The sequence below is a fragment of the Streptomyces sp. NPDC088910 genome, from assembly GCF_044749865.1.
Classification (GTDB): domain Bacteria; phylum Actinomycetota; class Actinomycetes; order Streptomycetales; family Streptomycetaceae; genus Actinacidiphila.
The window spans coordinates 283,375-296,323 of sequence record NZ_JBIVIV010000002.1; the positions used below are offsets into that span (position 1 = coordinate 283,375).

Sequence of the window (12,949 nt, forward strand, 5' to 3'; positions counted from 1 at the left end):
CACCCGCAAATATGACGCGCTGTTGGCCGGGATCAGTCGACAGCGCGCATGAGACGGGGGTAGCTCTTTCTGGCCAACCTGCGGCGGTTCGACGGCTACTCCAGGCCACCGGCGCACCACGGCACGTGACACCGGTCACGTCCCGACGCCACTCCGTCTACCAGGACAATCCTGGACATGCCCGCGATTGTGCGTGTACAAGTGGGTTCCTTGGTAGCGACGCGCCACGACATGGGGGTTTGCGATGCTATTGATGCAGATGCGCCGCGCTTTGCGGACGAAAAGCGCGGAATGCCCCATCCATTGGCGACTGGCCGGAAGCCCCCGGCCATGAGCGCCGCTCACATGAAAAAAGTGGCCGGAACAGAGCCACCTCCTTCCGCGGCGGCGCAGAATGCGTCCCCCGCGGGAGGCCCTGCGCAGGTCACGGCCGCCTCCGCGGTCCCCGCCGTCTCCCCCGCCGCTCCGCCCGCACCCGCGACGGAACCGGCGGGACCGAGGACGGAACCGGTGACGGTACCGGCGACGGAACCGGCGGCCGATTCCACGATCGATTCCACGATCGGTTCCGCACCCGATTCCACGACCGGTTCCGCACCCGATTCCACGACTGGTTCCGCGACCGCGCCCGTGACCGACCAGGCCGCCGAACCCGCGGCCAAGCCCGTGACCGTACCCGGTGCGGGCCGTCCCCGGGCGCCGGAGGAAGCGGCCGGTGACCGGTACGGCTCCCCCGCCGTGCAGGACCGGCTGGCCTCCTGGGTGTGCGACCTGTCCCTGGTGCACGAGCTGACCGAGCGGCTGGCCCGGACGACCGCGCTGGACGACACGCTGCACGAGGTGCTGCGCGCCGGGGCCACCCTGGTCGGCGCCCGCCGCGGCATGGTCGCGCTGGAGCCGGCCGACGGCCTCGGCCCCGAACGCACCGTCGGCCTCGGCCTCGGCCACGCCGACCTCGGCACGATCGAGACCGTGCCCGTACCCCGTACGTCCGCCTCCGACACCGGCGTGCCGAGTGACGCGAGCGGATCAGGAGCGCGGGACGGATCAGGAGCGCGGGACGGATCGGGGGCAGAGGACGGATCAGCGGCGAAGGACGGATCAGCGGCGCGGGACGCGGACGGCGAACGCGTCCATGCCGACCTGCTGCACGAACCCGGCCTCGACCGGCGGCACCGCGAGGTCGCCGTCCAGCTCGGCCTCGGCGCGAGCTACGCGCTGCGGCTGACGGCGCAGTCGGCCGGCAGGCTGGGCACGGCCGTGTGGTTCTACGACGAACCCGCGGAACCCGACGACCGGCAGCGCCGCCTGATGGGCCTGTATCTGCGCTTCGCCGCCGAGCACACCGCACGCGTGCTCGACCTGCGGCGCGCACGGGACACCACGGCGGCGCTGGCCGCGGAACTGCTGCCGGAACGGCTGCCGCGCGTCCCCGGCGTACGGCTGGCGGTCAGGCACCGGACGAATCCGCGTGGCGGCGGCGACTGGTACGACGCGCTGCCGCTGCCCGAGGGCGCGCTCGGCCTGGCCGTCGGCGGGGTGACGGGGCGCGGCCCCGGCGCGGTGGCCGCGATGGGACGGCTGCGCGCGAGCCTGCGCGCGTACGCGGTGATGGAGGGCGAGGACCCGGTCGCGGTCCTGTCCGACCTGGAACTGCTGATGCGGCTCACCGAGCCCGCCAGGTCCGCGACGGCACTGTTCGCGTACGTGGAGGCGGAGGCGGCGAACGGCGGCCCGCGCCCGGCGGGCGGCCCCGGCGGCCGCAAGCTGATCCTGGCGGGCGCGGGACACTGCCCGCCGCTGGTGATCGGCGACCGCCGCTGCGAGTACGTCGAGACGTCGCTGTCCGCGCCGCTGAACATGCTCAGCTGCTGGGAGGCGCCCAGCGTCGAGCTGTACGCGCGGCCCGGCGAGACCCTGGTGCTGTTCACGGACGGGCTGCTGCACCGTACGGGGGAGTCCGCCGACCGGGCGCTCGCCCGGCTGCACGCCGCCGCGCAGAGCGCCCCGCGCCCGGCCCGCGACGACCCCGACCGTCTCGTCGACCACATCCTGCACGCCGTCCTGCCCGACGGCCTCGACCGGTCAGAGGGCGTGGAGGACGTCGTCCTGCTCGCCGTCCGTTTCGGCTGAGGCGGAGAGAGACGGCCCCTGAGAGACGGGCGACTGCGGAAGACGGGCCCCTGCGAGACGGGCCCCTTAGAGAGACGGGCCGCGGTCACTCGCGTCCGCTTCGGTCCGCCCGGTCCTGATTCGTGAGCGATTCAGGACCTATGCCCCCCGCACGCCCTCTTCCGCGCGCACATACGATGCGTAGAGGTCCATAGCGGGTCCCGGCGGGACCTCCAGGCAGCTATGGCGACGACAGCGAGGAGGACAGGACGTGGCCGAGGCCCAGGCACAGCCGGACGAGCAGGTCGAGCGGGTCGGACAGGAGACGCCCGAGACTCCTGAGACGACGGGGACGGCCGTGACGGCGGCCGAGGCGGCCACGGACGCGGCAGTCGAAGCGGCCACCGACGCGGCGGCCACGGCGGACGGCGACGCGGCGGCCACGGACGCGGCGGACGGCGACGACAAGCCGATCAAGCAGCGCAAGAACCGCCTCTACCCGGCTGTCTCCGACGAGCTGGCGGCCGTGATGAAGGCCGACTGGGCCGACACGGAGCTGCACGGCCTGGCCCCGCTGCCGCAGGCCGCGTACGCCGCCGCGCGCCGCGCCGCGCTGTCCGAGCGCTTCCCCGGCGAGCGGATCGTCGTACCGGCGGGCAATCTCCGTACCCGCTCCAACGACACCGAGTACCCCTTCCGGGCGGCCACCGAGTACGCCTATCTGACCGGTGACCAGACGCAGGACGCCGTCCTCGTGCTGGAGCCGCGCAAGGGCGGCGGGCACGCGGCGACCGCGTATCTGCTGCCGCGCTCCAACCGGGAGAACGGCGAATTCTGGCTGGACGGCCAGGGCGAGCTGTGGGTCGGGCGGCGGCACAGCCTCACCGAGGCCGAGCAGTTGCTCGGGATGCCGTGCCGGGACGTCCGCAAGGCCGCGGAGACGCTGCGCGAGGCGGCCGGTCCGGTCCGCGTGGTGCGCGGGCACGACGCGGGCATCGAGGCGGCGCTCACCGACAAGGTGACGGCCGAGCGCGACGCCGAGCTGACCGAATTCCTGTCCGCGCTGCGTGCGGTGAAGGACGAGTTCGAGATCGCCGAGTTGCAGCGGGCGTGCGACTCGACGGCGCGCGGCTTCGAGGACGTCGTCAAGGTCCTGGACAAGGCGGAGGCCACCTCGGAGCGGTACATCGAGGGAACGTTCTTCCTGCGCGCCCGCGTCGAGGGCAACGACGTGGGCTACGGCTCGATCTGCGCCGCGGGCCCGCATGCCACCACCCTGCACTGGGTGCGCAACGACGGCCCGGTCCGCTCCGGCGACCTGCTGCTGCTCGACGCGGGCGTGGAGACCCACCACCTGTACACCGCGGACGTCACCCGCACCCTCCCGATCAGCGGCAGCTTCTCGCCGGTCCAGCGCAAGGTCTACGACGCGGTCTACGAGTCCCAGCAGGCCGGTATCGACGCGGTGAAGCCGGGCGCGGCCTTCCGTGACTTCCACGAGGCGTCGCAGCGCGTGCTGGCCGAGAAGCTGGTCGAGTGGGGGCTGCTCGAAGGCCCGGTCGACCGGGTGCTCGAATTGGCCCTCCAGCGCCGCTGGACGCTGCACGGCACCGGCCACATGCTCGGCATGGACGTCCACGACTGCGCGCACGCGCGGACCGAGGCGTACGTGGACTCCACCCTGGAGCCCGGCATGGTGCTGACGGTCGAGCCCGGCCTGTACTTCCAGGCGGACGACCTGTCGGTGCCCGAGGAGTACCGCGGCATCGGCGTCCGGATCGAGGACGACATCCTGGTGACGGACGACGGCAACCGCAATCTGTCGGACGCGCTGCCGCGGCGCTCGGACGAGGTCGAGGCGTGGATGGCGGGGCTGCGCGGCTGAACACCGGTCCCGGCCGGGCCCCACCAGCCGGTCCCACCGGAACCGGAGTCGAGTGGCGCTACGACGCCTTCAGCAGGGCGTCGTCACGCCACTTGAGCACCTTGTCGAAGGAGACGACCGTGCCGTGACCCGGCCGGTTCTGGAAGTGGACGTGGTCCACCAGCGCCTCGATGAGGAAGAGTCCGCGTCCGTGCTCGGCCTGCTGGCCCCTGGGGCTCAGCGGCCGGGCCGGGTGGCGGAAGCGGTCGCGGGGGAATCCGGGACCGGAGTCGGCGACCTCGATACGGCATTGGTCGCCGTCGATCCGCGCGGTGACGCTGTACTCCGTGCCCGATCCGGCGTGTTCGACGGCGTTGGCACACGCTTCCGAGAGGGCCACCGCCAGGTCGAAGGAGATGTCCGGATCGACTCCGGCCGTCTCCATGGTCCCGATCAGCAGCCTTCTGGCCAGCGGAACGCTCGCAGCCTCGCGCCGCAAATGGAGTGACCACCAGATGCTCATGCTCCAGCCTCCTGGCTGCGGCTCGACATAAGGTTACGTATTGCCGCGAAGAGCGTCCCGTAAGCGCGATGTTGACGTGATATCGCTCATTCGGCGGATGCCCATGCCCGGCGTACGGGTGTAAGGGGACTTCACGCGCACACCCCCGCGAGCCGGACACCCGCCGTATCCGCCCGGAGCGTGCGGTGAGAAGATGACCGCCGTCATGACTGCCACGCGGGGCTCCGTCCCCTCCGTGCGCGCCGGCGCCGGAATGCGACTGCTGCGGGCCGCGGTGTTCACCGCGGTCTGCGTCGTGCTGGCCGCGGTCGGGCACGCGATGGCGTCCGGCCGTACGGTGCCGGTGTGGGCGCTGGTCGTCGGCTGGCTCTCGGTCTTCGCGGTCGTGGCGCCGCTCGCGGGGCGCGAACGCACCCTGCCCGGCATCGCCGCCGCCCTCGCCGTCGGACAGCTCGCGCTGCACAGCGTCTTCAACGCCGGGCAGATGTGCGCGAGTACGACGGCCGCCGGGCACGGCGGCGGCGCGGGGTCCGGCTCCGGCGGCCTGCTGGCCGTCGCGGCCCGGCTGGTCTGCGGGAGCACGGCCGCGGCGCCGCTCACCCCGCGGAAGGCGCAGTGGGTCGTCCAGCAAGCGGGGCTCGACCCGTCCGCGATGGGCGCGCCCGTGCACACCCCGGGCATGGACATGAGCGGCGGTACGGCCGCGGACGGTACGGGAAGCGTCGCGCACGCCGTGATGTCGCTGCCCTTCTGCTCCCTGCCGATGTTCCTCGGCCACCTGCTCGCCGCCGTGGTGGCGGGCTGGGTGCTGCGGCGCGGCGAGGCGGCGCTCTGGCGGCTGATACGGCTGTCGGTGCGCGGCGCCGCCGAGTTGGCCGCGCTCTCGCCCGCCGTACTGCGCCGCGCCCACGCGCTGCTGTCCGCGCTCGCGGCGCAGGCGGCCGGGACCGCGGGCGTACGGCCCCGGCGGCGCTGCACGGCGGACGCGACGGCGGCCAGGCACCGCACGGTGTGGCTGCTGCGGCACTCGCTGGCCAGGCGCGGGCCGCCGTTCGGCCTCGCGGCGGTCTGACGCGACGCACCCCCGCCGAATCCCCCCTTGGCGTAGGCCCCCGGGGACTCGCAGGTCCTTGCGGACCTGAGAGGCCCTCACTGGGCTGATGAGTCCATCGGTCCTACGTAGGTCCATAGGACTTATACGGCATAGGTCCATAGGACTTACGCCGCCTTCCGGGGAGCACGGCGACGGTGGCGCGCGGGTCCGCCCACGCCTCCGCCGACCGCGGGCGCCTGACGCGCCGTGGTCCGCGGTTCCATGCCACCGTCAGCCCACTTCCCACAGACCTGTGGAGAACTGGAGCACCCTCGTAATGAGCAGCTCACGTATGCGCGGCCGTGCCGCGACCATCGCCGCCCTCGCCGGTGCCACCGTCCTGCTGGCCGCCGTGCCCGCCTTCGCGCATGTCACGGTGACGCCGAACAGCGCGGCCCAGGGCAGTTACAGCACGGTCGCCTTCAAAGTGCCGAACGAGGAGGACAGCGCGTCCACGACGAAGGTCGAGGTCAATCTGCCCACCGACCACCCGGTCGCCTCGGTCTCGATCCAGCCGGTGCCCGGCTGGACGGCGCAGGTGACGAAGTCGAAGCTGGCGACCCCGCTGAAGTCGGACGACGGCACCATCGACGAGGCGGTCACGAAGATCACGTGGAGCGGCGGGAAGATCGCGCCGGGCCAGTTCCAGCAGTTCCCGGTGTCGTTCGGGCCGCTGCCCGCCACCACCGACGCGCTGGTCTTCAAGACGCTCCAGACGTACGACAACGGTGACATCGTGCGCTGGATCGACGTGCCGAAGGAGGGCCAGGCCGAGCCGCAGCACCCGGCGCCGACCCTGAAGCTGACAGTGGCGGCGGCCTCCGACGGCGCCTCGGCCACGCCGAGCGTGACGGCGACCCCGGCCGCCGACGCCAAGTCCGGCGGCTCGTCCGCCGGTACGCAGGCGGCCTCGTCCGACACGAGCGACGGGACCGCCCGTGCGCTGGGCGTCGCCGGAATCGTGGTCGGCGCGATCGGGATCGGCTACGGCGTCTTCGCCGGTCGCCGCCGCAACCCGTCGGCCTGACGCCGGACGCCTGACGGCTCCGGCCGACGGCTCCGGCCGACGGCTGGTCCGGCCGACGGCTGGTCCGACCGACGGCTGGTCCGGCTGACGGCCGACGCCGGTCCTCGCTCGACCGGTGTCGGCCGGATCGCCGGATTCACCTGAAGCACCTGAAGCACCTGAAGCACCTGCTCCACCGGATCCACCGGACCGCTCGCGGTCCCGTTCGACCCGAACAGCCCGCTGGGCGGCCACGCGAGCCGTGGCCGCCCGGCACCACCCGTCCACTGAAGGGGCATCACCTTCATGCGCACCACCCGCTCCACCCGCACGACCGCTTCCCCGCGCACGACCGGCACGTCCGGCACGTCCGGCACGACCGGCACGACCCGTACGCGCACCCGCACCCGTGCCCGTACCACCGCCGTGACCGGGGCCGCCGTGCTCGCCGTCGCGGGGGCGCTGCTGCTGTCCGGCTGCGGCGGCTCCGGCGACTCGTCGGCGAACGCCAATGTGGCGGCGGTGTCCGCCGAAGCGCCGCAGAAGGCGGGCACGCTGCTCGACACGCCGTTCACGAAGCCCGCGCTCGTGCTGACCGACAACCAGGGCAAGCCGTACGACCTGGTGAAGGAGACCGCGGGCCACCCGATGCTGCTCTTCTTCGGCTACACGCACTGCCCCGACGTCTGCCCGACGACCATGAGCGACCTGGCGCTGGCCAAGGCGAAGCTGCCGAAGGCCGACCAGGACGCGCTGCGGGTCGTCTTCGTCAGCACCGACCCGGAGCGCGACACCCCTGCGCGGCTGACGGCGTGGCTCGGCGCGATGGACAAGTCCTTCATCGGACTGACCGGTAAGTTCGACGCCATCCAGGCCGCGGCCCGCTCGGTCGGCGTCGGCATCGACCCGCCGGTCAAGGAGAAGGACGGCAGCGTCACCGTCACGCACGGCGCCGAGGTGCTGGCCTTCTGGCCCAAGGACGACAAGGCGCACGTCCTCTACATGTCGGGGACGACGGCCGGGCAGTTCGCGGCCGACCTGCCGAAGATCGTCAGGAGCGAGGCGCCGTGAGGCGGCGCGCGCTGCTGGGCGCCGTCGCCGGTGTCGCGGCGGTGGCGCTGGCGACCGGCGCGGGCGTCGCGCTGAGCGACGGATCGTCCGGGTCCGGCGCGGGGTCAGACAAGGCGTCCGGCAGCGCGTCCGGCAAAGGGTCGGGCAGCGGGTCCGGCAAAGTGTCGGTGAGCGGCGGGTACATACCGCAGCCGCTGCTGACCGACGAGGCCGCCGCGTACGTCACCGTCGCCAACGCCGGGGGCGGGGACGCCGAACTCACCTCGGTCAGCACACCGCTGGCCGCGCACGTCACCCTGCACAGCACGACCGGCACCACCATGCGCCAGGTGACGGCCCTGACCGTACCGGCGGGCGGCACCCTCACCCTCGGCACCGGGGGCGACCACATGATGCTGGAGAACCTCACCCACAAGCCGCGGGTCGGTGAAACAGTCACCCTGCGACTCCACTTCGCCCATGCCACGCCCGCCACGGTCACGGTCACCGTGCCCGTCGAGGCGACGACGTACCGCCCGGACCCGAAGGGCTGACCGCAGTGAACCCAGCGACGCCAGCGCGCACAGCGCCCGCAGCGAAGAAGAACGCCCGGTTGCCACGTTTGAGGCCACCACGTCGCCAGACCGGCGGGCGGCGGCTGGCGGCGCTCGCGGCCTGCCTCGGCGGGCTGCTCGCGCTGCTGCTCGGCGTCGCTGCGCCCGCGTCCGCGCACGCGGCGCTGCTCCGTACCGACCCGGCCGACGGCTCGGTCGTGCAGAGCGCGCCGCAGCGCGTGGTGCTCACCTTCTCGGAGGGCGTGCTGCTGTCGGCGGACTCGCTGCGCGTGCTCGACCCGCAGGGCAAGGACGTGGCGGTCGGCAAGCCGCAGCACGACAGCGGCAAGGACTCCGGGTCCACGGCCACCGTCGGGCTGCGGCCGGGCATCGGCAACGGCACGTACACCGTGGCGTGGAAGGCGGTGTCGCAGGACAGCCACCCGGTGGCCGGGGCGTTCACCTTCTCGGTCGGCGCGGCCTCCAAGACCAGCGTCGACCTGTCGGGCGCGGCGGCGGCGGGCGGCGGCGCGGCGTCCACGCTCTACGGGATCGCCCGCTACTTCGCCTACGCCGGTTTCGCGCTGCTGGTCGGCAGCGCGGTGTTCCTGTCCGTGTGCTGGCCGCGCGGCGCCCTGCTGCGTCCCATGCGGCGGATCGCGGCGGGCGGCTGGGCGACGCTGGTCGCGGCCACCATCGCGCTGCTGATGCTGCGCGGCCCGTACGCCAACGGCACCGGGCTCGGCGACGCGGTCGACCCCGATGTGATGCGCGCGGTGCTGGAGACCCGGCCGGGCGCGGCGCTCGTCTCCCGGCTGCTGCTGCTCGCGGCGGCGGCCGTCTTCCTCGCCGTGCTCTTCGGCAGCTACGCCAAGCGCGAGGACCCGGAGGAACGCGCCGACCTGGCCTGGGGTCTGGGCATCGGCGGCACGGTCGTCGCGATCGGCATCGCCGCAACCTGGGCGATGGCCGAGCACGCCTCCGTCGGCATCCAGCGGCAGGTCGCGATGCCGGTCGACATCGTCCACCTGCTGTCCATGGCGGTCTGGCTGGGCGGGCTCATCACCCTGCTGACCGCGCTGTTCGCCCGCTCCACCGCCGGTACGGTCGAGCCGTACGCCGTGCGCCGCTTCTCCCTCATCGCGCTCACCGCCGTGACGACCCTGATCGGCACCGGCACGTACCAGGCGTGGCGGCAGATGGGCAGTTGGGCGGCCTTCTTCGACACCCACTACGGGCAGCTGCTCTTCATCAAGATCTGGCTGGTGTGCGCGCTGGTCGGCGTGGCCTGGTTCTCGCGGCGCTGGACGCGGGAGCTGGGGGTGACGCCGGTGGCGCGGACGGAGGCGGTGGCGTCCGCGGTGGGGGCTCCGGCCGCCGCGTCCGCCGGTACGGCGTCGGGTACGGGGTCCGGTACCGGGTCCGGTACGGGTTCCGCCAGGGGCAAGGGCTCCGGTACGGGCTCGGGTTCGGGTTCGGATTCCGCCGGGGCGGGTACGGGGTCCGGCTCCGAGGACCCGGCGCGGGCCGCGCAGTTGCGGCGGCAGCAGGACGCGCGGGACTCGGCGAAGGCGAAGAAGGTGCGCGACGCGGATCCCGCGCGCAACCGGCTCCGGCGTTCGGTCCTGATAGAGGTCGGCATCGCCGTCGTCCTGCTGACCGTCACCACGATGCTGACCGGCTCGCAGCCGGGCCGGGCCGCGGAGGAGCAGAAGGACCTCAAGGCGCCGCCCGCGGCGACCGGCGGCGGGAACGCGACGGCCCCGACCGAGGTCGTCCTGTCCATCCCGTACGACACCGGCGGTCCCCACGGCAAGGGCACGGCGGGCCTGACGGTCTCCCCCGCCCGGTCGGGCGCCAACGAGGTCCACCTCTTCCTCAGCACGCCCGCCGGAAGCTCGGTGGACGTGCCGGAGGTGCGCCTCCAGTTCACGCTGCCGGCCAAGAAGATCGGCCCCATCGACGTCCCCTTGCAGCACCTGACGGTGGGCCACTGGACCGCGGCGGGCGTCCAACTGCCGCTGCCGGGCGCCTGGCAGGTGGCCGTCACCGTCCGCACCTCGGACATCGACGAAGTGACGGAGACGAGGAACATGCAGGTCAACCCGTGAAGTCATCCGAGTCGGCGGAAGACGTGAAGCCCGCGGAGTCCGTGCGGACCGAGGACGCGGCCCCCGCCGGGCTCAGCAGGCGGCGGCTGCTCGGTACGGCCGGGGCCGCGGGCGCGGCCGGACTGGTCGTCGGCGGCGGTGCCGGTGCGGGCGTCGCGCGGGCCGTGCGGGACGAACCGGTCGCGCTGAACACGGTCGGTTCCGCGTACGTCCCCTTCGAGGGCGCGCGGCAGGCCGGAATCGTCGGGCCCGCGCAGGCCGTCGGCCACCTCGTCGCCTTCGACCTGGTACCGGGCGCGGACCGCAAGGCCGCCGCCGCGCTGCTGCGCCGCTGGTCGGACGCGGTACGGACGATGACGCGACCGGGAACGACGATGACGCGACCCGGAACACAGTCGGGGACGCGGAGCGGCACCTCGCCGGGGGGCCGGGACGCGCTGTCCTCGTCGTACGACGATCAGATCGCGTACGACGCCGGGCCGTCCTCGCTGACGGTCACCTTCGGTTTCGGCCGGAGCTTCTTCGGCCGTACGGGGCTGACCGGGCGGTTGCCCGGAGCGCTGGCACCGCTGCCGGACTTCGCGGGCGACGCCCTCGACCCGAAGCGGAGCAACGGCGATCTGTGGGTGCAGATCGGCGCGGACGACGCGCTGGTCGCCTTCCACGCGCTGCGCGTGCTCCAGAAGGCGGCGCGGGACACCGCCGGGGTGCGCTGGCAGATGAACGGGTTCAACCGGACACCGGGCGCGACCGCGCACCCGATGACCGGGCGCAATCTGATGGGCCAGATCGACGGGACCAACAATCCGAAGCCGACCGACGCCGATTTCGATCAGCGGATCTTCGTACCGGCGGGCGGCTCCGCCGACTCCGGCTCCCCGGCCTGGATGGCGGGCGGTTCGTACGCCGTCGTCCGCCGCATCCGGATGCTGCTGGACTCCTGGGACCATCTGTCGGTGGCCCGGCAGGAGAAGGTGATCGGGCGCCGCAAGTCGGATGGGGCGCCGCTGTCGGGCGGCACCGAGACCACACCGGTCGACCTGGCGAAGGTCGGCGCGGACGGCGCCCTGGCCATCGCGGGCGACGCGCACGTCCGGGTCGCGGCCCCGGCCTCCAACGGCGGCGCCGCCATGCTTCGGCGGGCGTTCTCGTACCACGACGGCATCGGGACGGACGGGACTCCGGACGCCGGGCTGCTCTTCGTGGCCTGGCAGGCCGATCCGCTCAAGGGTTTCGTGCCGGTGCAGCGCAAGCTGGACGGCGGCGACGGCCTCTCGCGCTTCCTGCGGCACGAGGCGAGCGGACTCTTCGCGGTGCCGGGCGGCTGCGGGCCCGGAGAATACGTGGGTCAGCGGCTACTCGAAGGGTGATCGCACGATCTGGTGGCGGTGTTCCGGGCTGATGAACAGACCGGCATTCCGGGTCGGTGCGGGCCATTAGGCTGAACGCATGTCGCCAGCGAGCCGTTATACCTATCTGGGTCCCGAAGGCACGTTCACCGAGGCCGCGCTGCGGCTGCTGCCCGAGGCCGCCACGCGCGAGCTGGTACCGATGGTGTCGGTGCCCGCGGCGCTCGACGCGGTGCGCAACGGCGAGGCGGGCGGTGCGCTGGTCCCGATCGAGAACTCCGTCGAGGGCGGCATCACCGCCACGCTCGACGAGCTGGCGTTCGGCGACCCGCTGATGATCTACCGCGAGGTGCTGCTGCCGATCGCCTTCGCGCTGCTGGTCAGGCCGGGCACCGCGCTGTCCGACGTGAAGACGGTGACCGGGCACCCGGCCGCGCAGTCTCAGGTGCGCAACTGGCTGTCGGGCAATCTGCCCGACGCGGTGTGGGAGTCGGCCGCGTCGAACGCGGACGGCGCGCGGCTGGTGCAGGAGGGCCGCTTCGACGGCGCCTTCGCGGGCGAGTTCGCGGCGCCGACGTACGGTCTCGAACCGCTGGCCACCGACATCCGCGACGCGCAGAACGCGACGACGCGCTTCGTGCTCGTCGGGCGTCCGGCGCGGCTGGCGGCGCCGACCGGCGCGGACAAGACGTCGGCGGTGTTCTGGCTGCGCGACGACCACCCCGGCGCGCTGCTCGAACTCCTCCAGGAGTTCGCGATCCGCGGGGTGAACCTGATGCGGATCGAGTCCCGGCCGACCGGTCGCGGCCTCGGTCAGTACTGCTTCTCGGTGGACGCCGAGGGTCACCTCACGGACCGCCGGGTCGGCGAGACGCTGATGGGGCTGCGCCGCCGCTGCCTGAACGTCCGCTTCCTCGGTTCGTACCCCCGGGCCGACGAGGTCGAGGTGCGGGTGGCCCGGGGAACGACGGACTCGGAGTTCACGGACGCGGCGGACTGGCTGAACCGGGCGCTGGACGGGCGGGCCTGAGGCGGGCGGCCCTGAACCGGGCAGAGCGTGTTCTTCCACCGTGGGGAAAAGTTATCCACAGGCTTCGAGCGCAGCCTGTGGGTAACTGGGGACATGTCGACACAGCAACCCGACCTAGTCGACAAATCTGTACACAGACACCATCGCTGTCCACAGCGGGGCAGGTCACCCCTCGTCACCCCAATTCCCCCGACCAACTCTCCCGAGGGAACACTTCTCACTCGAAAGTGAGTGTGGAACGGGTTTGAAGGGGGAAT

General features: G+C 72.9%; 10 protein-coding genes. 9 read left to right on the forward strand and 1 reads right to left on the reverse strand.

The window, feature by feature from the left end; genetic code table 11:
• Nucleotides 1-510 precede the first annotated feature (510 nt).
• Complete coding sequence (locus ACIP4Z_RS05825; RefSeq protein ID WP_401305368.1) at nucleotides 511-2,133, forward strand: PP2C family protein-serine/threonine phosphatase; 1,623 nt, start codon at nucleotides 511-513, stop codon at nucleotides 2,131-2,133.
• Between the two features lie 451 nt (nucleotides 2,134-2,584).
• Nucleotides 2,585-3,997, forward strand: coding sequence for an aminopeptidase P family protein (locus ACIP4Z_RS05830; protein ID WP_355336757.1), 1,413 nt, complete (start codon nucleotides 2,585-2,587; stop codon nucleotides 3,995-3,997).
• 58 nt (nucleotides 3,998-4,055) lie between these two features.
• On the opposite strand, the gene ACIP4Z_RS05835 is transcribed toward ACIP4Z_RS05830, so the two are convergent.
• Complete coding sequence (locus ACIP4Z_RS05835; RefSeq protein WP_391042124.1) at nucleotides 4,056-4,499, reverse strand: ATP-binding protein; 444 nt, start codon at nucleotides 4,497-4,499, stop codon at nucleotides 4,056-4,058.
• A gap of 205 nt (nucleotides 4,500-4,704) precedes the next feature.
• Here ACIP4Z_RS05835 and ACIP4Z_RS05840 point away from each other — a divergent pair, with 205 nt between their 5' ends.
• From ACIP4Z_RS05840 to pheA, 7 genes are all read left to right on the forward strand, one after another.
• Nucleotides 4,705-5,571, forward strand: coding sequence for a hypothetical protein (locus ACIP4Z_RS05840; protein ID WP_401305371.1), 867 nt, complete (start codon nucleotides 4,705-4,707; stop codon nucleotides 5,569-5,571).
• A gap of 298 nt (nucleotides 5,572-5,869) precedes the next feature.
• Nucleotides 5,870-6,619, forward strand: coding sequence for a YcnI family protein (locus tag ACIP4Z_RS05845; protein ID WP_401305373.1), 750 nt, complete (start codon nucleotides 5,870-5,872; stop codon nucleotides 6,617-6,619).
• A gap of 285 nt (nucleotides 6,620-6,904) precedes the next feature.
• Nucleotides 6,905-7,669 (forward strand): SCO family protein, encoded by a 765-nt coding sequence (locus ACIP4Z_RS05850; protein WP_401305375.1) that lies wholly within the window; start codon nucleotides 6,905-6,907, stop codon nucleotides 7,667-7,669.
• Complete coding sequence (locus tag ACIP4Z_RS05855; RefSeq protein WP_401305377.1) at nucleotides 7,666-8,202, forward strand: copper chaperone PCu(A)C; 537 nt, start codon at nucleotides 7,666-7,668, stop codon at nucleotides 8,200-8,202. Before ACIP4Z_RS05850 ends, ACIP4Z_RS05855 begins: the two co-directional genes overlap by 4 nt.
• A 68-nt stretch (nucleotides 8,203-8,270) precedes the next feature.
• Nucleotides 8,271-10,313, forward strand: a complete 2,043-nt coding sequence (locus ACIP4Z_RS05860) for a copper resistance CopC/CopD family protein (RefSeq protein WP_401305379.1) — start codon at nucleotides 8,271-8,273, stop codon at nucleotides 10,311-10,313.
• A 23-nt stretch (nucleotides 10,314-10,336) separates the two neighbouring features.
• Nucleotides 10,337-11,683, forward strand: coding sequence for an iron uptake transporter deferrochelatase/peroxidase subunit (gene efeB, locus ACIP4Z_RS05865; RefSeq protein ID WP_401305993.1), 1,347 nt, complete (start codon nucleotides 10,337-10,339; stop codon nucleotides 11,681-11,683).
• Nucleotides 11,684-11,762: 79 nt separating this feature from the next.
• Nucleotides 11,763-12,692, forward strand: coding sequence for a prephenate dehydratase (gene pheA, locus ACIP4Z_RS05870; protein WP_355336599.1), 930 nt, complete (start codon nucleotides 11,763-11,765; stop codon nucleotides 12,690-12,692).
• The last annotated feature ends 257 nt before the right edge of the window (nucleotides 12,693-12,949 follow it).

Excerpts from the sequence above, each read along its gene's own strand:
- ACIP4Z_RS05840 (WP_401305371.1), top strand. The coding sequence starts at position 4,705 with ATGACTGCCACGCGGGGCTCCGTCCCCTCCGTGCGCGCCGGCGCCGGA.
- ACIP4Z_RS05845 (WP_401305373.1), top strand. The coding sequence starts at position 5,870 with ATGAGCAGCTCACGTATGCGCGGCCGTGCCGCGACCATCGCCGCCCTC.
- pheA (WP_355336599.1), top strand. The coding sequence starts at position 11,763 with ATGTCGCCAGCGAGCCGTTATACCTATCTGGGTCCCGAAGGCACGTTC.
- ACIP4Z_RS05850 (WP_401305375.1), top strand. The coding sequence starts at position 6,905 with ATGCGCACCACCCGCTCCACCCGCACGACCGCTTCCCCGCGCACGACC.
- ACIP4Z_RS05835 (WP_391042124.1), bottom strand. The coding sequence starts at position 4,499 with ATGAGCATCTGGTGGTCACTCCATTTGCGGCGCGAGGCTGCGAGCGTT.